The sequence below is a fragment of the Microbacterium sp. STRO-1N genome (assembly GCF_057748015.1).
In genome coordinates this window covers 1,661,686-1,681,004 of the sequence record NZ_CM173234.1, presented here as the reverse complement: position 1 = coordinate 1,681,004, position 19,319 = coordinate 1,661,686, and the positions used below count along the sequence as shown (strand labels likewise).

The following is a 19,319-nucleotide window of genomic DNA, read 5'->3' as shown; positions in this document are numbered from 1 at the left end:
CCAGCGTACCGAGCCAGCGACGCATGCGCACTCATGTGCTCATATGAGCACTGCGAGTGCGCGCCGATGCGCATTCGCGGTCCGCGGATGCACGAAGAGGGCGACCCGGCGTGATGCCGGATCGCCCTCTCGCGCGGAATCGAAGCTCAGGCGCGCTTGCGCGTGGTGAGCACCTGGTCGACGATGCCGTAGTCCTTGGCCTGCGCGGCCGAGAGGATGTTGTCGCGATCGATGTCGCGATTCACCTTCTCGACGGGCTGACCGGTGTGGTGCGCCATCGTCTCCTCGAGCCAGGTGCGCATACGGAGGATCTCCGCGGCCTGGATCTCGATGTCGGACGCCTGGCCCTGACCGGCCTCGCCCATCGCCGGCTGGTGCATGAGCACGCGGGCGTTGGGCAGTGCGAGGCGCTTGCCCGGTGCGCCGGCGGCGAGCAGCACGGAAGCGGCCGAGGCCGCCTGGCCGAGCACGACGGTCTGGATCTGCGGCGCGACGTACTGCATCGTGTCGTAGATCGCCGTCATCGCGGTGAACGAGCCGCCGGGCGAGTTGATGTACATCGTGATGTCGCGCTCTGCGTCCTGGCTCTCGAGAACCAGCAGCTGAGCCATGACGTCATCCGCCGACGCGTCGTCGACCTGCACGCCGAGGAAGATCACGCGGTCCTCGAACAGCTTGTTGTACGGGTCCTGGCGCTTGAAGCCGTAGGCGGTGCGCTCCTCGAACTGCGGGAGCACGTAGCGGCTGGAGGGCAGGTTGCCTGCGGCGCGGAAAGTGGGAGTGTGCATGGGAATCCTTTCGCTTTCCGCTTACTTGCTGTCCGGCTCGGTGCCGCCGCCGCCGATGACGTCGCTGGCGGACTCGCGGATGTGGTCCACGAAACCGTACTCCAGCGCCTCGTCGGCGGTGAACCAGCGGTCGCGGTCGCCGTCTTCGTTGATCTGCTCGACGGACTTGCCCGTCTGCGAAGCGGTGATCTCGGCGAGACGCTTCTTCATCGACAGGATGAGCTGCGCCTGGGTCTGGATGTCGCTCGCGGTGCCGCCGAAGCCGCCGTGCGGCTGGTGCAGCAGCACGCGGGCGTTGGGCGTGATGTACCGCTTGCCCTTGGTGCCGGCGGTCAGCAGCAGCTGACCCATCGATGCCGCCATGCCGATGCCCACCGTGACGATGTCGTTCGGCACGAACTGCATGGTGTCGTAGATGGCCATGCCTGCCGTGATCGAGCCACCGGGCGAGTTGATGTAGAGATAGATGTCCTTCTCAGAGTCCTCCGCGGCGAGAAGAAGGATCTTCGCGCAGATCTCGTTGGCGTTCTCGTCGCGCACCTCTGAGCCGAGCCAGATGATGCGGTCCTTCAGCAGCCTGTCGAAGACGCTCGTCGCGACAAGGGGTTCTGCAGCCATTTCAGCTCCTGTTTCCGTGTTCGATGATTCGAATCTACCGGCGACGACACGGCGCTCAGGTCGTGTTCGCCGTCGGCATATCAGGTGTCGCGGTCGGCGAGCTCATGCGCGTAGGCGGTCATGGATCGGTGATATCTCGGCAGGTGCGGGATCAGCGCCAGCAGCGCGACGGACAGGCCGCGCGCCGGTGCACCCGAGCTGGCCAGCACCAGCGCCTTCACGACGGCGACCGCCTCGTGGTACGGGGAGTCGGGATGCTGGCGCTCCTCCTCTTCGAGCAGCGCCAGCGCCTGATCGAATTCGCCGATGTTGCGCAGTGAACTGGCGAGCTGGATCACAGCCTGCGGGCGGTGCTCGTCGTCCAGGCCCAGCCCCAATGCGCGCCGGTACAGCTCGACGGCCTCCGCTTCGCGCCCGGCCGAGTCCCGCGCTCCGGCGCGTTCGAACTCCGCTCGCGCGTCGTCCGCGCCTCGCTCGGCGGCGATGGCATCGATGAGCGCGATGACCTCATCGCCGACCAGCTCGCCGCTGGCCGCGGTCCAGACCGCCTCGATGCGCTCTTCCCAGGTGTCCATCCGTCTCCCTTTCGCGCAAGAAGGCGGATGCCGAAGCATCCGCCTTCTCGTCAGTATCGCGTCGCGATCACTCGGCCTTCGCGGCCTCGTCCTTCTTGGCGGCCGGCTTCTTGGCCGGAGCCTTCTTCGCAGCCGGTTTCTTCGCGGCCGGCTTCTCAGCGTCGGCCTCGGCCTCGTCAGCCTTCTTGGCGGGGGCCTTCTTCGCAGCCGGCTTCTTGGCCGGAGCCTTCTTGGCCGGCTTCTCCTCGGCCGGAGCCTCGGTGTCGGCCTCGTCCTCGTCGTCGACCGCGATGAAGTCGCTCAGGTCGACGGCCTTGCCGTTGGTGTCGACGACGGAGACCTTGCCGAGCGCGATGGCGAGGGCCTTGTTGCGGGCGACCTCACCGACCAGCGCGGGGATCTGGTTCGACGACTGCAGCGCCTCGACGAACTCCTGCGGAGCCATCCCGTACTGCGCTGCGGACTGGATGAGGTACTGGGTCAGCTCGTCCTGCGAGACCTGCACATCCGCCTGCTCCGCGATCGTGTCGAGGAGCACCTGGGTGCGGAACTGCTTCTCGCTGGCCTCGGTGACCTCGGCGCGGTGCTCGTCGTCCTCGAGACGGTTCTCGGACTCGAGGTGGTTGTGCACCTCGTCCTCGATGAGCTGCGGCGGGACGGGGATCTCGATCTTCTCGAGAAGCGCCTCGACGAGCTTGTCGCGCGCCGCGGATCCCTGCGTGAACACGCCCTGCTCGTTGACGCGCTCGGCGACGCTCGCGCGCAGCTCGGCGATCGTGTCGAACTCGCTCGCGATCTGAGCGAAGTCGTCGTCGGCCTCGGGAAGCTCGCGCTCCTTGACGGCCTTGACGGTCACGGAGACCTCGGCCTCGCTGCCGGCGTGGTCCCCGCCGACGAGCTTGGAGCGGAACGTGGTGTCCTCACCGGCGGTGAGCGACTCGATCGCGTCGTCGATGCCCTCGAGCAGCTCGCCGGAGCCGACCTCGTAGGAGACGCCCTCGGCACGGTCGATCTCGGCACCGTCGATCGTGGCGACCAGGTCGAGCTCGACGAAGTCACCCTTCGCGGCGGGGCGGTCGACGGGGATCAGCGTGCCGAAGCGCGCACGAAGGCGGTCGAGCTCCTCGTCGACGGCTGCCTCATCGGTCTCGATGGCGTCGACGGTCAGCGTGATGCCGTCGAAGGACGGGATCTCGATCTCGGGACGGACGTCGACCTCGATGTCGACGAGCAGGTCACCCGCGAAATCCTTCTCGTTCGGCCATTCGATGATCTCGGCGGCGGGACGGCCGACGATGCGGAGCTTGTGCTCCGTGGCGGCGGCGCGGAAGAAACCGTCCAGGCCCTCGTTCACGGCGTGCTCGATGACGGCGCCACGGCCGATGCGCTGGTCGATGATCGGCGCGGGGACCTTGCCCTTGCGGAAGCCCGGGATCTGGACGTCCTGAGCGATGTGCTCATAGGCGTGCTTGATGCTGGGCTTGAGGTCCTCGGGGGTGACCGTGATGCTGAGCTTGACCCGGGTCGGGGTCAGCTTCTCGACGGTGCTGTTCGCCATGCTGGTTCGTTCTCCTTGTGGTTCCCGCGCTGGAGCGCGGCGTGAAGCGTGTGGGACAGAGTCGGGGCGACAGGATTTGAACCTGCGACCTCCCGCTCCCAAAGCGGGCGCTCTACCAAGCTGAGCTACGCCCCGGGGAATCCGCACGCAGATTCAGCCCTAGGAAGTCTAACGGACGAGAGCGGTCCGAACTGTCCGCTATGCTTGTCCAGTCGGTTCCCGACCCGCCAGCCGGGCCGGATCCGGGGCTGTAGCTTAATGGTAAAGCCTCTGTCTTCCAAACAGATGACGCGAGTTCGATTCTCGTCAGCCCCTCCACTCTCCTGGATTCGTCGTGAGGGGGCGCTGTGACCGGACAGCACCTCGACGGCGAGCACGATTTCCCCGCGACGTTCTCCAGCGCGAACGCCCCTACACCTCCCCGCCCTCGTCGAAGGCGCATCACGTGGGGCATCCTCACGGGCATGCTGATCGTCGCCGTCGGCGCGGGCGTCCACACGGCCGCGAACCTGCACTACGACGACTCCCTGGTGGCCTTCCAGGACGCCGGGGCGGTGGCCGAGAACCGACAGGTCGACCTCGCCGCCGATGCCGACGAGCTCGATGCGGCGGCGGCCGCCGCAAGCGACATCGCCGCCGCCGACACCGGAGCGCTCATGCCCGCCGGCACACGACACGAGCTGGACACCGCGATCGCAGCGGTCGAGACCACGACCTCCGACGCGGATGCCGCGACCACAGCATCCTTCCCGGAAGCGGGCACGAAGCCGACATGGACGTGGGAGCTGTTCGCCGAGAGCGCACGCCTCGCCGACGACACGACGGCGCTGCAGGAGCGCACCGACGATTTCGAGACGCTCAGCGAGGACGTGACGGATGCCGAGACGAGCGTGGAGGACACCGCGCTTCGCGCCGCGCAGGCCGCGGCGTCCGCAGCATCCGATCTCGAAGCCGCACATGTGAACGCACGCAATCCCGAGATCATCGCCGTCCGCACCGCGGCCGAGGTCGTCGCCGGGATCGCGGAACTCGACGACGAGACCGCGACGCGTTATGCGGAGTTGGAGGCGGCGGCCGCCGCCATGCTGGCGAGCGAGCAGGCGGAACTGGCGGAGAAGGCCGGCCCCCTCTACGGTCCCAGGGTCGAGATCGAGGCGTTCGCGCGTTCGCTCGCCCCGGGCGTCCTGCTCGATTTCGATTGGTCGCCGACGGTTCCCGGTTACGACGGACCGTCCAACGGCGGCTGGACGACCTGGTGGTACGGCGATCCCGGCTACTCGACGATCGCTCTGTCGGACTACATCGCCGAGTCCTGGCCGGCAGAGTGGGCGAAGGCGCTCGTCGCGCACGAAGTCGGCCATGCCATCAGTGTCAAGTGCGAGGCGATGTACGACTCGTCGGATCAGGACACGATCGAGGCATGGGCGACAGCGTGGGCGATCAGCATGGGCTTCAGCGATCGGGCGAACGGCACCGATGTGTACGGCGCTCCCCCGCAGTCGATGATCGACGCGGCCGAGAACTGCCGCTGAGCCTTTCCGATATTCCGGTATCCAAACCTCTCGGGGCGCATTACGCTTGCGCGAAAGACGACGGGCGCGTCCCAGGCGCCCGATGGAGAGGGGCACTCATCATGGACGAAGCGGTCGAGACGCGCACGGAGCACCGCTCCGGCAAGCGCACGATGGCCATCATCGCGATCGCGGCCGGAGCGGTGCTTCTGCTCGGTGGCGGCGGCACGCTGGCGTACTGGACGACCACGGCGACGCTCGGCGGTGGAACCGTCGTCAGCGGCGATCTGGATCTCCAGCCCGCCGGTGCGAGTTCGTGGACGCTGACGCCGGAGGGCGGCACCGCGACGCCGGTGACGGATCTCAGCACAATCGACATCGTGCCCGGCGACACGCTCACGCTCGCCGGCGACTTCACGATCACGCTCGTCGGCGACAACCTCGTCGCTGACCTCACGGTCGCCGATCTGGCGAGCCTGCCCACCGGCATCCTGCCGCCGGTCGTGAACGTCACGGACGACACCGGCGCGACGTTCCCCGGCACCGGACTGACGGATGCGCTCGACGGCGAAGTCGTCAGCGTCGAGGTCGCCTTCCAGTTCGATCCGGCGACCAGCGGAACGGACCTGCAGGTGACGGACTTCGTCTTCGAGGACGTCTCGCTGACACTCACGCAGGTCGATCCGACGCCGTAATCGCGCCCCGTCCCCGGATGCCCTGATGCGGCGCGCCCTCATCGGAGTCGCTGCCGGAGCCGTGCTGGCTCTCGCAGCGGCCTCCGGCGTGTCCGCGTACTGGCAGGCGCAGCAGACGCTGCCAGGCGGTGTCGTGACCAGCGGGGATCTCGACATCCAGGTCGACTGGGCCGGCGGAGCCGCTTGGGGAGCGATCGGACCGGGCACGACGATCTCGAAACGCGCCACGATCACCGTGCTCGGGGCGGGGACGACGCTCAGCACCCGGTTGACCGCCAGCGCGTCCAACGCGGCCGCCTTCAACGCATACGTCACCCGCTCGGTCAGCCTGGATGATTGCTCGGGCGCGGCCGGTACGACGCTCCCCGCCGCCGGATACCCGACCACCGGCGGCCTCACGCCAGGGGCTCAGGTCACGGTCTGCGTCCGTTACACACTGGCGGCAACGGCCCCGTCGACGCTGCAGGGCCAGGATCTCGCGCCGAACGTCACGTTCGATCTCACGCAGCGGGGTGCCGGATGAGCACTCGACGCAGATGCCGCGCACCGATCGTGATCGCGGGGCTCGTCGCCGGCGTCCTGCTGGCCGGGTCGTCCAGCGCGAGCGGTCACTGGTCGGTGTCGAACACGCACGCCGGGACCTCGATCGCCGGATACACCGCGCCGGCGCCCGCGACCATGACCTGTGCGAACAGCGGCCTGCCTCCCCTGACGCAGACCGCGACGATGACGTGGAGCGCCGTGGCCGGCGCCAACCGGTACAACGTCGTCATCTCACGTGCGGACGGAGTGTCGACGACGACCGTGCTCACCACCACCTCCGTCGCACTGAACGGCGGCCTGCTCGGCAACCTGCTCTCCGGCCTGCTCGCCCCGACGACGCTCACCGTGCGGGTCTACCCGGCGTACGTCAACGGAAGCAATGGCCTGTGGATCTCGCCGAGCTCCCGGGCCTATACGGCGACATCGGTACTCCTGCCGATCGGCACGACCTGCGGTGCAGCGGTGCCATGACCTCGCCAGCGCGCCGCTCCCCCGCCCGCCGCACTCGGGGCATCCTCCTCGGCATCCTGCTCGCGATCGTCTGCGCGCTGGCTCTGTTCACGGTCGTCATCCCTTTCATCCTGGGTGCGTCGAGCTACACCGTGCTCACCGGCAGCATGCGACCCGCGCTGGAGCAGGGCCATCTGATCGCTGTGCGCCCGGCCCCGATCGCCGACATCCGAATCGGCGACGTCGTCACTTACCAGGTGCATTCGGGCGAGCCGGAAGTGGTGACGCACCGCGTCGTGGCGATCGGGGTGGACGGCACCGGTGAGCGCATCCTCACCACGCAGGGCGACGCGAACAACGTCGCGGATGCCGAACCCGTACGCGAGGTCCAGGTGCGCGGCGTCCTCGTCTACGCCATCCCCTGGCTCGGCTGGATCAACATCTGGGCGACGCCGTCGGTCAAATCCATCGTCGTCGCAGTGATCGGCGTCCTCGCGATCGGGTGGGGCGTCGTGGCCCTCATCGGCGACGCCGTGCGCAGGCGACGACTCGCGGCCGTGGCCGCGGCGGCCATCGCGGTCGTCGCAGCCCTCGCCGGCGGGCTCATCGCGGCCCCGTCGGCGCAGGCCGCGTCCGCCGACCCCTCTCCCCTGCTCCTCAGTCACGACGGCATCACCTGGACGCAGAGCGGAACGCTGCGCCTGCTCGACGGCACGCACGCCCTCGTCCCCGGCGACGCGATCGACGTTCCGCTCTGGGTGCGCAACGCCTCCCCCGACATCGCCGACGCGCAGATCGAGACCGCGTGGGTGCCGACGGACCCGGCCTCCGCCGCCGACGTCGGGCTCGCGGAGGCCCTGACCGAGGCCGCCCCGCTGCGCACCGAACGCGAACTCCACGCCGGCGCGAGCGTTCAGGTGCCCCTGCGCGTCGCGCTCCCCGCTTCAGGAGGCAACGACATCAGCGACGCCTCGGCGGCGCTCGAGGTCACCGTCACGCTCACCCAGGCATCCGGATCCGCCGCCACCCCTCCCCCGGGCAGCGCAGCGCTGCCTGCGACCGGGGCCGAACCTCCCGTGCTCGCGCTCGTCGGCGCCTCGGTGCTGATCCTTGCAGGCACGGTCCTGCTCATCGTCCGGCGAATGCGGAAAGACCGTCGCGACTGAGAAGTCGCGACGGTCTTTCCGAAGTGCTGTGCGGCGCGTTACTGACCGCGACGCTCGCGCAGCTGCGTGAGTGCGTCCTCGAGAAGCTGCTCCGCCTCGACGTCGGTGCGGCGCTCCTTCACGTACGCGAGGTGCGTCTTGTAGGGCTCCGTCTTCGACAGCGCAGGCGGGTTCTCCTTGTCGCGCCCCGCCGGAAGGCCGGAGTGGGGGTGATCGATCGTGTCCGGAATCTCCTCTTCGGGGAGCCCCGCCGCGAAGTAGCGGACGGTCTCGTTGCCGAGTCCGTCCCAGTAGGACACCGCGATGCGGTCGGCGTGGTAGCCGTGGTCCTGCTCGCCCATCGGGCCGGAACCGACTCGGGTTCCGCGGATCGCATTGCCGCCGGTTGCCATCAGATCACCTCGAACTTCGTGATGAGGCCCAGTGCGACGATGGAGACGAACCAGGCCAGTGCGAGAACCACCGTAAAGCGGTTCAGGTTGCGCTCGGCGAGGCCGGATGAACCGACAGCCGTCGACATCCCACCGCCGAACATGTCGGACAGACCGCCGCCACGACCCTTGTGAAGAAGGATGAGGAGAGTCAGCAGGACGCTGGTGATGCCCAGCACGACCTGCAGGACGAACTCAAGAACTTGCACGTGAAAAGCCTTTCGCTCGGGCCGAATTGCCCGCGTAACGGTCAAGTATACGGTGCAGCGGGGCCGGAGCCCCGCCGCACACTCACACTCCGACGTGCTTCTGGAACCGGATGATCGCCGCGAACTCGTCGACGACGAGGCTCGCGCCTCCGACGAGTGCGCCGTCCACATCTGGCTCGCGCATGAAGCTGGCGATGTTCGACGACTTCACCGAACCGCCGTACAGGATGCGCGTTCGTGCCGCGGCATCCGCATCGAGCGTCTCGGCGAGCACGCCGCGCAGAGCGGCGCAGACGTCCTGCGCCTGCTGCGGCGTCGCTGCCTGGCCGGAGCCGATGGCCCAGACCGGCTCGTACGCCACGACGATGTCGGCGGATGCCGGAACACCGTCGAGCGCCGCCTTGAGCTGACCGGCCGGAACCGCGCTGGCACCGAACTTCTCCAGGTCCTCCGCCGTCTCGCCGACGCAGATCACCGGGACGAGACCGTGCTTGATCGCGGCCTTGACCTTGCCTGCCACGACGTCGTCGGACTCGGCGTGGTACTCGCGCCGCTCCGAGTGGCCGATGATGACGTACTTCGCGTCCAGCTTCGCCAGGAACGCACCGGAAACCTCGCCCGTGTACGCACCCGAATCGTGGGCCGACACGTCCTGCGCGCCCAGGGCGAACGGGATCTTGTCGGCGTCGATCAGCGTCTGCACGCTGCGGATGTCGGTGAACGGCGGGAACACGGCCACCTCGACCGAGTCGCCTTCGTGTCCGGCATCCTTCAGCGTCCAGTGCAGCTTCTGCACCGTGGCGACCGCCTGCAGGTGGTCCAGGTTCATCTTCCAATTGCCCGCGATCAGCGGGGTGCGCACGCTTACGCCCATCCGAGTACCTCCAAGCCGGGGAGCTTCTTGCCCTCGAGGAACTCGAGGCTGGCTCCACCACCGGTGGAGATGTGGCCGAACTGGTCGTCCGCGAAACCGAGCTGACGCACGGCGGCAGCGGAGTCGCCGCCGCCGACGACGCCGAGGCCGTCGACCTCGGTGAGCGCCTGCGCGACGGCCTTCGTGCCGTTCGCGAACGCCGGGAACTCGAACACGCCCATCGGGCCGTTCCAGAACACGGTCTTCGAGCCGCGGATCGCCTCGGCGAACGCGGCCGCAGTCTCGGGACCGATGTCGAGGCCGATGCCGGAAGCGCCGGCCGCAGTGTTCTCGATCGCGTCGATCGAGACGGTCTCGTGCGCGGCATCCGCGGCGAAGGATGCTGCGACCACGACGTCCGTGGGCACGACGATCTCGACGCCGCGCTCGGCGGCCTCGGTGATGTAGCCGCGAACCGTGTCGAGCTGATCCTCTTCGAGAAGGCTCGATCCGACCGCGTAGCCCTGTGCCTTGAGGAAGGTGAACAGCATTCCGCCGCCGATGAGGAGCCGATCGACACGCGGCAGCAGATGCGAGATCACGCCCAGCTTGTCGCTGACCTTTGAGCCGCCGAGGACGACCGTGTACGGCCGCTCCGGATTCTCCGTGAGGCGGTCGAGGACGCCGAGCTCGGTGGCGATCAACAGCCCGGCCGCCGACGGCAGGATCTGCGCCAATTCGTAGACGCTGGCCTGCTTGCGGTGCACGACACCGAAGCCGTCCGACACCAGCACATCGCCGAGGTCGGCGAGCTGCTGTGCGAACGCCTGACGCTCGGCCTCATCCTTCGAGGTCTCCCCCGGGTTGAAGCGCAGATTCTCGATCACGGCGATTCCGCCGTCCTCGAGGGCCGCGACGGCTTCGGATGCCGATTCGCCGACCGTGTCACGGGCGAACGCGACGGGCTTGCCGAGCAGTTCGGAAAGCCGCTGAGCGACCGGTTCCAGGCTGTACTTCGAGTCGGGTGCGCCATCAGGGCGCCCGAGGTGGGAGCAGACGATCACGCGGGCGCCGGCGTTGAGCAGCGCGTTCAAGGTCGGCAACGAGGCGCGGACACGGCCATCGTCCGTTATGACGCCGTCCCGCAGGGGAACGTTGAGGTCACAACGGACGATGACGCGCTTGCCCTCGAGCGACCCCAGGGATTCCAGGGTGCGCAGAGACATGTTCAGTTCAGGTCTCAGAGACGCTCTGCGACGTACTCGGTCAGGTCGACGAGACGGTTGGAGTAGCCCCACTCGTTGTCGTACCAGCTCGAGACCTTGACCAGGTTGCCGCTGACGTTGGTGAGCGTCGAGTCGAAGATCGACGAGTGCGCGTTGTGCACGATGTCGCTCGAGACGATCTGGTCCTCGTTGTACTGCAGGAAGCCCTTGAGCCGGCCATCGGCCGCAGCCTTCTGGTACGCGGCGTTGACCTCGTCGACGGTGAGGTCGTCACGCGTCGTGATCAGCGTCAGGTCGACGATCGAGCCGGTGGGAACCGGAACGCGGTACGACGAGCCGGACAGCTTGCCGTTGAGCTCAGGCAGGACCTCGCCGATCGCCTTCGCCGCACCCGTGGATGCCGGGGTGATGTTGATCGCGGCTGCACGTGCGCGACGCAGGTCGCCGTGCGGGCCGTCCTGCAGGTTCTGGTCTGCCGTGTAGGCGTGCGCGGTCATCATGAAGCCGCGCTCGATGCCGAAGGCCTCGTTGAAGACCTGTGCCAGCGGCGCGAGGCAGTTGGTGGTGCAGGAGGCGTTGGAGATGATGTGGTGCGCAGCCGGGTCGTAGCTGTCCTCGTTCACGCCCATGACGAACGTGGCGTCGACGCCGGTGCCCGGTGCCGAGATCAGGACCTTCTTGGCGCCGGCCTCGATGTGCTTCTTGGCGAGGTCCGCCTTGGTGAAGAAGCCGGTCGACTCGATGACGATGTCGACACCCAGCTCGCCCCACGGGAGCCCGGCGGGGTCGCGCTCGGCGAAGGCCTTGATGGTCTTGCCGTTGACCGTGATGCTCTCTTCGTCGTAGCTGATGTCTGCATCCAGAACGCCTCCGACGGAGTCGTACTTCAGCAGGTGCGCCAGAGTCTTGTTGTCGGTGAGGTCGTTGACAGCGACGATCTCGATGTCTGCGCCCTGCGCGAGGGCCGCGCGGAAGTAGTTGCGTCCGATGCGGCCGAAGCCGTTGATGCCGATCTTGACAGACACTCAGGTCTCCCTGTTTCTCGTGCGCTCGCGCGCTGTATTGATGGAGAAGTTCGTGGACGGCGGCGTCCCGACGAGCACATTGTCCGTCGGGACGCCCGTCTTGCTTACGACAGTACCAGCAGGCCGTTCGTCTGCTTGCGGGCGACGTCGAGGCGCTGCGCCACGTTCTCCCAGTTGGCGATGTTCCAGGCGGCCTTCACGTAGTCCGCCTTGACGTTGAGGTAGTCGAGGTAGAAGGCGTGCTCCCACATGTCCAGCTGGAACAGCGGGACGGTGCCCTGAGCGGTGTTGCCCTGCTGATCGAACAGCTGCTGGATGATCAGGCGCTCTGCGATCGAGTCCCAGCTGAGGACCGCCCAGCCCGACCCCTGGATGCCCATGGCCGTCGCGGCGAAGTGCGCCTGGAACTTCTCGAACGAGCCGAAGAACTCGTCGATGGCCGCCTTGAGCTCGCCCTCGGGCTGTCCGCCGCCGTTCGGGGAGAGGTTGGTCCAGAAGATGGAGTGGTTGACGTGACCGCCCAGGTGGAAGGCGAGGTCCTTCTCGAGGCGGTTCACGTTGGCGAAGTTGCCGGTCTCGCGGGCTTCGGCGAGACCCTCGAGTGCGGCGTTCGCACCGGCGACGTACGCCGCGTGGTGCTTGTCATGGTGCAGTTCCATGATCTTGCCGCTGATGTGCGGCTCGAGTGCCGCGAAGTCGTACGGAAGGTCGGGGAGCGTGTAGGTCGCCATGTCGATTTCATCCAATCCGCGCCGCGCCGCGGCGCTTTCCGGTCCTCCGTGACGCCGAGATGCGGCACGGAGCAGACGATTTCCATCCTACTGACGACAACGCCGCCGGGGAGGCGTTCCTTCCTCAGATGACGAAGAAATCCCTAGACGTCGAGCCCGGCCGGAACCGCGGCTTCGGTCCCGGGGATGCCCTCGACCTGGGCGCGCTTGTCCGCCATCGCGAGGAGGCGACGGATGCGTCCGGCGACGGCATCCTTGGTCAGCGGCGGATCGGCGTGATGGCCGAGCTCATCCAGACTGGCGTCGCGGTGCGACAGGCGCAGCTCTCCGGCGACTTTGAGGTGGTCGGGGACTTCCTCCCCGAGGATCTCCAGCGCACGCTCGACACGAGCGCAGGCGGCGACGGCGGCCTGCGCGGATCGGCGGAGGTTGGCGTCGTCGAAGTTGACGAGACGGTTGACGCCGGCGCGCACCTCGCGGCGCTGACGCATCTCCTCCCACGCGGCGGCCGTGCCGGCAGCGCCCATCTGCGTGAGGACGGATCGGATGGCCTCGCCCTCGCGGACGACGACGCGCGGCATCCCGCGGACCTCGCGCGCCTTGGCTGCGACGCCAAGTCGGTGCGCCGCGCCCACGAGCGCCATGGCGGCCTCGGACGACGGGCACGCCACTTCGAGCATGGCGGAGCGGCCTGGTTCGGACAGGGAGCCAGCGGCGAGGAACGCACCGCGCCAGAGGCCGGCGATCTCCTCGCGCGACCCGGTGGTCAGGCGGTTGGGAAGGCCGCGCACAGGGCGGCGACGCTGGTCGAGGAGTCCGGTCTGACGGGCGAGGGTCTCCCCTGCGCCGATCACGCGCACGGCCCAGCGGGCGCCGTCGCTCGAACTCGACGACTGCACCTGGGCGATCTCGGGGCGCACACCGTAGATCTCAGCGAGGTCCCTGGCGACGCGACGCGCCAGCAGCTCGGCATCCACCTCGGCTTCGACGGCCACCCGGCCGGCGATCGAATGCAGACCGCCGGCGAACCGGAGGATCGCAGTGACTTCCGCGACGCGCACCGTGGGCGGCGCGTTCCGGATGCTGACCAGCTCAGCCTTGACGTCGGTGGTTAGTGCCACGACACTCCTTCTTGCTCTTCGCGCCGGATCGCGGCGCGAAGGACTAGCCTACTCGGCTCCGCCGGTCTCTACTCGCGGCCGAGGTCGCGGTGGCGCACGTTGACGGCCACCCCCGGCATCTGCGAGAGCCGCTTCGCGAGCTCCTCCGACATCGCCACGGAGCGGTGCTTGCCTCCGGTGCAGCCGATCGCAACCGTGGAGTGGCTCTTGTTCTCGCGCTGATACCCCTCGAGCACCGGCACCAGCGCCGTCGCGTAGGCATCGAGGAACTCCTGCGCGCCTTCGCGCGAGAGGACGTAGTCGCGCACCGCAGCATCCTGGCCGGTGAGACCGCGCAGCTCGTCATTCCAGAACGGATTCGGCAAGAACCGCATGTCGGCGACGAGGTCGACATCGGTGGGCAGTCCGTACTTGAACCCGAAGCTCAGCAGCGTGAGGCGATGCCGAGCAGTGCCCTCCTCCGAGAACAGTTCGTTGGTCTTGGTCGCCAACTGGTGGATGTTGAGGCTGGATGTGTCGATCACGATGTCGGCGGCTTCGCGCACCATCGTGAGCCGGGCGCGTTCCAGGCGGATGCCGTCGAGCAGCGTGCCGTCCTCCTGCAGCGGATGCGGGCGACGGACCGCCTCGAAACGACGGACCAGCACGTCGTCCGATGCGTCGAGGAACAGCACCTGCACGGATCCGCGCGAGCGCAGCGCCCTGGCCACATCTGGCAGATCGTCGAGAAGGTTGCGCCCCCTGACATCGACGACCGCGGCCACCTTGGGCAGTGCCCCACCACCGAGATCCGTCAGATCCAACAGCGGACGCAGCATCTGCGGAGGCAGATTGTCGACGACGTACCAGCCGAGGTCCTCGAGTGCATTCCCGACCGTCGTGCGCCCAGCGCCGGACATGCCGGTGACGATGAGGAACTTGCCCTCGTCCTCGCCTGTCATCGGTTCTCCCTCCCCGTCGTCCAACCCTATCGACTGGAGAGGTGCGAATGGATCCCCTGGGCGAGCGCGGGTCCGATGCCCTGCACCTCTTGAATCTCGGCCGGGCTGGCGGCGCGCAGGCGCGATACGGAGCCGAAGTGCTTGAGCAGCACTTTGATCCGGGAGGCACCGAGGCCGGGAACCTCGGCGAGGATCGTCGAGATGTCACGCTTGCGGCGCCGTCGCTGGTGCGAGATCGCGAATCGATGCGCCTCATCGCGCAGTCGCTGGAGCAGATACAGCGCCTCGCTCGTGCGCGGGAGGATCACCGGGAAATCATCGCCGGGCAGCCAGATCTCCTCCAGTCGCTTCGCGATTCCACAGAGGGCGATCTCGGGGTGTCCCGCGTCGCGCAGCGCTCGGGCCGCTGCCGCGACCTGCGGTTGACCGCCGTCCACGAGCAGCAGCTGCGGCGGATAGGCGAATCGAGGGCGGCTGCGCGTCGTGGTGACCTCGCCGTCCGCGAGCGGGTCGACAGGAGCCGCCTCCTCCTCCGGCGCGTCCAGGTACGCCAGGCGCCGACGCAGCACCTGGTACATCGAATCCGTGTCGTCGGTCGTCTCGGCGATGTTGAACGAACGGTACTGGTCCTTGCGCGGCAGGCCGTCCTCGAAGACGACCATCGACGCCACGACGTTCGTGCCCTGCAGGTGCGAGATGTCGTAGCACTCGATGCGCAGCGGCGCCTCGTCGAGCCCCAGAGCCTCCTGCAGATCCGTGAGCGCCTGAGTCCTGGCGACGTAGTCGCTGGTGCGCTTGGTCTTGTGGCGGATCAACGCCTGCTGCGCGTTGAGCGTCGCCGTGCGCATGAGCTCTGCGCGCTGCCCGCGCTGCGCGACCGCGATCTCGACCTTGCGCGCACGGCGACCGCGCAACCACACTTCGAGTTCGGCGGCGTCGTCCGGCAGGGTCGGGACGAGGATGCGCCGGGGTATTTCGCCGTCGGCCGCCTCGCCGTACACGCGCTGCAGCACCTGGTCGACGAGATCGCCGGAGGAGACGTCGAGCTCCTTCTCGATCGTCGACGCCCGCACACCGCGCACACGCCCGCCGCGGATCACGAAGTGCTGCACCGCGGCGGAGAGCTCGTCCTCGGCGATCCCGAACAGGTCGGCATCCTCATCGGCCGGGAGCACGAGAGCGCTCTTGCCGAGAACGGCATCGATCGCGGAGAGCTTGTCACGGTACTTCGCCGCGGCCTCGTAGTTCATGGCCGCGGATGCCTCGCGCATGCGTCGCGTCAGCTCACGCGTGAAGCGCTCATCGCCGCCCGCCATGAAGGCCATGAAGTCATCGACCATGGCACGGTGCTCCTCGACCGTGCAGGTCATCGAGCAGGGGCCGCCGCACTTGCCGATCTGGCCGGGGAAGCACGGCCGTCCGGTCTGCATCGCCCGCTTGTAACTGGCGTCGCTGCACGTGCGGATCGGGAACGCCTTGACCATGAGGTCGATCGTCTCGTGCACCGCCCAGACCTTGGGGTAGGGACCGAAGTACCGCGCCCCCGGGATCTTCCGGTTGCGCGTCACGATGACCCGCGGCGCCTCGTCCGCCAGCGTGATCGCCATGAACGGGTACGACTTGTCGTCCTTGTAGCGCACGTTGAACGGCGGATCGAACTCCTTGATCCACATGTACTCGAGTTGGAGGGAATCCACGTCGGTCGGAACGACCGTCCATTCGACGGACGCCGCAGTCGTCACCATCCGTCGCGTGCGCTCGTGCAGGGTGCGCAGCGGGGCGAAGTAGTTCGAGAGCCGCTGGCGCAGGTTCTTCGCCTTGCCGACGTAGAGCACGCGCCCCTGCGCGTCGCGGAAGCGATAGACGCCAGGGTCGGTCGGGATCTCCCCCTGCTTGGGCTTGTACGGCAGCACGTCCGCCATCAGCCGGCCTTCCGCGCCTGGCGCCCTCCACCGAGGATCTCGGCGAGGAACTGCCCGGTGTGGCTGTCCTCGATGGCCGCGATGTGCTCCGGTGTGCCGGTCGCCAGGATCTCCCCGCCGCCCGAGCCGCCTTCCGGTCCGAGATCGATCACCCAGTCCGCGGACTTGATGACGTCGAGGTTGTGCTCGATGACGATCACGGTGTTGCCCTTGTCGACCAGGCCGTTCAGGACCTCGAGGAGCTTGCGGACGTCCTCGAAATGCAGACCGGTGGTCGGCTCGTCGAGTACGTAGATGCTGCGCCCGTTGCTGCGACGCTGGAGCTCGGTCGCGAGTTTGACGCGCTGCGCCTCTCCGCCGGAGAGCGTGGTCGCCGACTGGCCGAGTCGCACGTAGCCCAGGCCGACGTCGACGAGGGTCTTCATGTAGCGATGGATCGCCTGGATCGGCTCGAAGAACTCGGCCGCCTCTTCGATGGGCATCTCGAGGACCTCGGCGATGTTCTTGCCCTTGTAGTGCACGGCGAGGGTGTCGCGGTTGTACCGCTTGCCGTGGCACACCTCGCAGTCGACGTACACGTCAGGCAGGAAGTTCATCTCGATCTTGATCGTGCCGTCGCCGGAGCAGGCCTCGCAGCGACCGCCCTTGACGTTGAAGCTGAATCGACCCGGCTGGTAACCCCGGACCTTCGCCTCGGGCGTCTCGCTGAAGAGCGTGCGGATGCGATCGAAGACGCCCGTGTACGTGGCCGGGTTGGATCGCGGCGTGCGTCCGATCGGCGCCTGGTCGACGTGGATGACCTTGTCGAGGTTGTCCAGCCCCGTCACTCGGGTGTGCTTGCCCGCCAGGGATCGCGCACCGTTGAGCTTGGAGGCCAGCACCCGGTACAGGATGTCGTTGACCAGCGACGACTTGCCCGAACCGCTCACTCCCGTCACGGCCGTCAGCACACCGAGCGGGAATTCGACGTCGACGTTCTTGAGATTGTTCTCGCGGGCGCCGACGACCTTGAGCATGCGGCGCTTGTCGAGCTTGCGCCGCTTGTGCGGGGTCGGGATCTCCCGTCGCCCGGCGAGGTAGTCACCGGTCATCGAGTTCTTCTCGCCGAGCAGCGCCGCGTACGGCCCTGAGTGCACGACGTCGCCGCCGTTGACGCCGGCGCCTGGGCCGATGTCGACGACCCAGTCGGACGCCTGGATCGTCTCCTCGTCGTGCTCGACGACGATGAGCGTGTTGCCGAGGTCGCGCAGCGTGAGCAGGGTCTCGATGAGACGCCTGTTGTCGCGCTGGTGCAGGCCGATCGACGGCTCGTCCAGCACGTACAGCACACCGGTCAGACCCGATCCGATCTGCGTGGCGAGACGGATGCGCTGCGCTTCGCCGCCGGACAGGGAACCCGCCGAACGGCTGAGGTTCAGGTACGCCAGGCCCACCTGCAGCAGGAAGTCCAGACGCAGACGGATCTCGCGCAGCACCTGCGCGGCGATCTTCGCCTCGCGATCGGTCAGCGTCAGCTGCTCCATGAAGGAACGGGCCTCGGCGAGGCTGAGGTGCGAGACCTCGGCGATCGAGTGGCCGTGCACCTTGACCGCGAGTACCTCGGGCTTGAGCCGGTTGCCGTCGCAGACCGGGCACGGCACTTCGCGGAGGTACTCGCCCCAGCGTGCGCGCTGAGTGTCGCTCTCGGCCTGGGCGTACTGCCGCTCGATGTACGGCACGACGCCCTCGAACCCGGACGCGTAGCGCATCTCACGGCCGTAGCGGTTCTTCCACTTCACGGTGACCTTGTAGTTGTCGCCGCGCAGGATGGCATCCTGCACGTCGACGCGCAGGTCGCGCCACGGGGTGTCGAGATCGAAGTTGAGGTCGCGGGCGAGTCCTTCGAGGAGTCGCTCGTAGTACTGGAACAGCCCCTTGCCCTGGGTCGTCCACGGAATGATCGCGCCCTCGCGGATGGAGAGCTGCTCGTCGCCCAGCATGAGGTCCACATCCACCGACATCCGGGTGCCGAGACCCGAGCAGGACGGGCAGGCGCCGAACGGGGCGTTGAACGAGAACGTGCGCGGCTCGATCTCGGTGAGCGTGATGGAGTGCCCGTTGGGGCAGGACAGCTTCTCGGAGAAGGACTGCCATGCGGCGTCCCCCTCTTCCTCGACGAAGTTGATCTGCATCACGCCGCCGGCGAGCCCGAGCGCGGTCTCGACCGAGTCCGTGACGCGGCCGAGGATGTCATCGGAGGCGACCAGACGGTCGACGACCACGGCGATGTCGTGCTTGTAGCTCTTCTTGAGCGTGGGCGGCTCCGCGAGCTGGATGAGGTCGCCGTCGACGATCGCGCGGGAGTACCCCTTGGCGCCGAGCTCGCGGAACAGGTCGACGAACTCGCCCTTCTTCTGCGACACCACAGGGGCGACGATCTGGTAACGGGTGCGCTCGGGGAGCGCCATGAGCTGATCGGCGATCTGCTGCACGGTCTGGCGCTGGATGCGCTCACCGCACTCGGGGCAGTGCGGAATGCCGATGCGCGCCCAGAGCAGACGCATGTAGTCGTAGATCTCGGTGATCGTTCCGACCGTGGAGCGCGGGTTGCGGTTGGTCGACTTCTGATCGATCGACACCGCGGGGCTCAGCCCCTCGATGAAGTCCACGTCCGGACGGTCCACCTGTCCGAGGAACTGCCGCGCGTAGGCGCTCAGCGACTCGACGTAGCGACGCTGACCTTCGGCGAAGATCGTGTCGAACGCGAGGCTGGACTTGCCGGAGCCTGACAGGCCGGTGAAGACGACCAGCGAGTCACGCGGGATGTCGAGGTCGACGTTCTTGAGGTTGTGCACGCGGGCACCGCGAACACTGAGTTTTCCTGGGCTGGAGACGGGGACGATGGGCACCGAACAAGTCTACGAGGGGCCACGGACATTGGGCCCGATAGCCCTCTCAGGGTCGGTGCACGGGCGAG

The 19,319-nt window shown here is 67.7% G+C and carries 19 protein-coding genes and 2 tRNA genes; 6 read left to right on the top strand and 15 right to left on the bottom strand.

Annotation, left to right across the window (positions count from 1 at the left end; all coding sequences use genetic code 11):
• Positions 1-146: 146 nt before the first annotated feature.
• The 5 genes from AC3ANJ_RS07900 to AC3ANJ_RS07880 all read right to left on the bottom strand — a co-directional run bounded on the left by AC3ANJ_RS07900 (position 147) and on the right by AC3ANJ_RS07880 (position 3,674).
• Positions 147-788 carry an ATP-dependent Clp protease proteolytic subunit gene (locus AC3ANJ_RS07900; RefSeq protein ID WP_376180456.1) on the bottom strand — a complete coding sequence of 214 codons (642 nt, stop codon included), beginning with the start codon at positions 786-788 and terminating at the stop codon, positions 147-149.
• A gap of 21 nt (positions 789-809) precedes the next feature.
• Positions 810-1,406, bottom strand: a complete 597-nt coding sequence (locus AC3ANJ_RS07895) for an ATP-dependent Clp protease proteolytic subunit (protein ID WP_406245568.1) — start codon at positions 1,404-1,406, stop codon at positions 810-812.
• 80 nt (positions 1,407-1,486) lie between these two features.
• Complete coding sequence (locus tag AC3ANJ_RS07890; RefSeq protein WP_488318986.1) at positions 1,487-1,981, bottom strand: tetratricopeptide repeat protein; 495 nt, start codon at positions 1,979-1,981, stop codon at positions 1,487-1,489.
• 67 nt (positions 1,982-2,048) lie between these two features.
• Complete coding sequence (gene tig, locus AC3ANJ_RS07885) at positions 2,049-3,539, bottom strand: trigger factor (protein ID WP_488318985.1); 1,491 nt, start codon at positions 3,537-3,539, stop codon at positions 2,049-2,051.
• A 61-nt stretch (positions 3,540-3,600) separates the two neighbouring features.
• Positions 3,601-3,674 (bottom strand) — tRNA-Pro (locus AC3ANJ_RS07880).
• 109 nt (positions 3,675-3,783) lie between these two features.
• On the opposite strand from AC3ANJ_RS07880, the gene AC3ANJ_RS07875 reads away from it, so the two are divergent.
• The 6 genes from AC3ANJ_RS07875 (at position 3,784) to AC3ANJ_RS07850 (ending at position 7,904) form a co-directional block, all read left to right on the top strand.
• Positions 3,784-3,857, top strand: a tRNA-Gly gene (locus AC3ANJ_RS07875).
• Positions 3,858-3,886: 29 nt separating this feature from the next.
• On the top strand, positions 3,887-5,071 hold the full coding sequence (locus AC3ANJ_RS07870; protein WP_488318984.1) for a hypothetical protein: 1,185 nt from the start codon (positions 3,887-3,889) through the stop codon (positions 5,069-5,071).
• 101 nt (positions 5,072-5,172) lie between these two features.
• Positions 5,173-5,745, top strand: a complete 573-nt coding sequence (locus tag AC3ANJ_RS07865; RefSeq protein ID WP_406245572.1) for an alternate-type signal peptide domain-containing protein — start codon at positions 5,173-5,175, stop codon at positions 5,743-5,745.
• 25 nt (positions 5,746-5,770) lie between these two features.
• Entirely contained in the window at positions 5,771-6,268 is a 498-nt protein-coding gene (locus tag AC3ANJ_RS07860; protein WP_488318983.1) for a hypothetical protein, read from the top strand.
• Positions 6,265-6,759, top strand: a complete 495-nt coding sequence (locus AC3ANJ_RS07855; protein WP_488318982.1) for a hypothetical protein — start codon at positions 6,265-6,267, stop codon at positions 6,757-6,759. Before AC3ANJ_RS07860 ends, AC3ANJ_RS07855 begins: the two co-directional genes overlap by 4 nt.
• Positions 6,756-7,904, top strand: a complete 1,149-nt coding sequence (locus AC3ANJ_RS07850; RefSeq protein WP_488318981.1) for a signal peptidase I — start codon at positions 6,756-6,758, stop codon at positions 7,902-7,904. The genes AC3ANJ_RS07855 and AC3ANJ_RS07850 overlap by 4 nt, the downstream gene beginning before the upstream one ends.
• 38 nt (positions 7,905-7,942) lie before the next feature.
• Here the strand turns inward: AC3ANJ_RS07850 and AC3ANJ_RS07845 are convergent, their stop codons facing one another.
• The 10 genes from AC3ANJ_RS07845 to uvrA all read right to left on the bottom strand — a co-directional run bounded on the left by AC3ANJ_RS07845 (position 7,943) and on the right by uvrA (position 19,251).
• Positions 7,943-8,296: an RNA polymerase-binding protein RbpA gene (locus tag AC3ANJ_RS07845; RefSeq protein ID WP_406245576.1), complete on the bottom strand. Its 354-nt coding sequence runs from the start codon at positions 8,294-8,296 to the stop codon at positions 7,943-7,945.
• Positions 8,296-8,544: a preprotein translocase subunit SecG gene (gene secG / locus AC3ANJ_RS07840; RefSeq protein ID WP_120228415.1), complete on the bottom strand. Its 249-nt coding sequence runs from the start codon at positions 8,542-8,544 to the stop codon at positions 8,296-8,298. Before secG ends, AC3ANJ_RS07845 begins: the two co-directional genes overlap by 1 nt.
• An 82-nt stretch (positions 8,545-8,626) precedes the next feature.
• Positions 8,627-9,418 carry a triose-phosphate isomerase gene (gene tpiA / locus AC3ANJ_RS07835; RefSeq protein ID WP_488318980.1) on the bottom strand — a complete coding sequence of 264 codons (792 nt, stop codon included), beginning with the start codon at positions 9,416-9,418 and terminating at the stop codon, positions 8,627-8,629.
• Complete coding sequence (locus tag AC3ANJ_RS07830) at positions 9,409-10,623, bottom strand: phosphoglycerate kinase (RefSeq protein WP_488318979.1); 1,215 nt, start codon at positions 10,621-10,623, stop codon at positions 9,409-9,411. Before AC3ANJ_RS07830 ends, tpiA begins: the two co-directional genes overlap by 10 nt.
• A gap of 14 nt (positions 10,624-10,637) precedes the next feature.
• Entirely contained in the window at positions 10,638-11,648 is a 1,011-nt protein-coding gene (gene gap / locus AC3ANJ_RS07825) for a type I glyceraldehyde-3-phosphate dehydrogenase (protein ID WP_488318978.1), read from the bottom strand.
• Positions 11,649-11,752: 104 nt separating this feature from the next.
• Complete coding sequence (locus AC3ANJ_RS07820; protein WP_406245580.1) at positions 11,753-12,379, bottom strand: superoxide dismutase; 627 nt, start codon at positions 12,377-12,379, stop codon at positions 11,753-11,755.
• A gap of 143 nt (positions 12,380-12,522) precedes the next feature.
• Positions 12,523-13,500 (bottom strand): DNA-binding protein WhiA, encoded by a 978-nt coding sequence (whiA, locus tag AC3ANJ_RS07815; RefSeq protein WP_406245581.1) that lies wholly within the window; start codon positions 13,498-13,500, stop codon positions 12,523-12,525.
• A gap of 68 nt (positions 13,501-13,568) precedes the next feature.
• Positions 13,569-14,441 (bottom strand): RNase adapter RapZ, encoded by an 873-nt coding sequence (rapZ, locus tag AC3ANJ_RS07810; RefSeq protein ID WP_488318977.1) that lies wholly within the window; start codon positions 14,439-14,441, stop codon positions 13,569-13,571.
• Positions 14,442-14,467: 26 nt separating this feature from the next.
• Positions 14,468-16,363: an excinuclease ABC subunit UvrC gene (gene uvrC, locus AC3ANJ_RS07805; protein WP_488318976.1), complete on the bottom strand. Its 1,896-nt coding sequence runs from the start codon at positions 16,361-16,363 to the stop codon at positions 14,468-14,470.
• Positions 16,363-19,251, bottom strand: a complete 2,889-nt coding sequence (uvrA, locus tag AC3ANJ_RS07800) for an excinuclease ABC subunit UvrA (protein ID WP_488318975.1) — start codon at positions 19,249-19,251, stop codon at positions 16,363-16,365. Before uvrA ends, uvrC begins: the two co-directional genes overlap by 1 nt.
• Between the last annotated feature and the right edge of the window lie 68 nt (positions 19,252-19,319).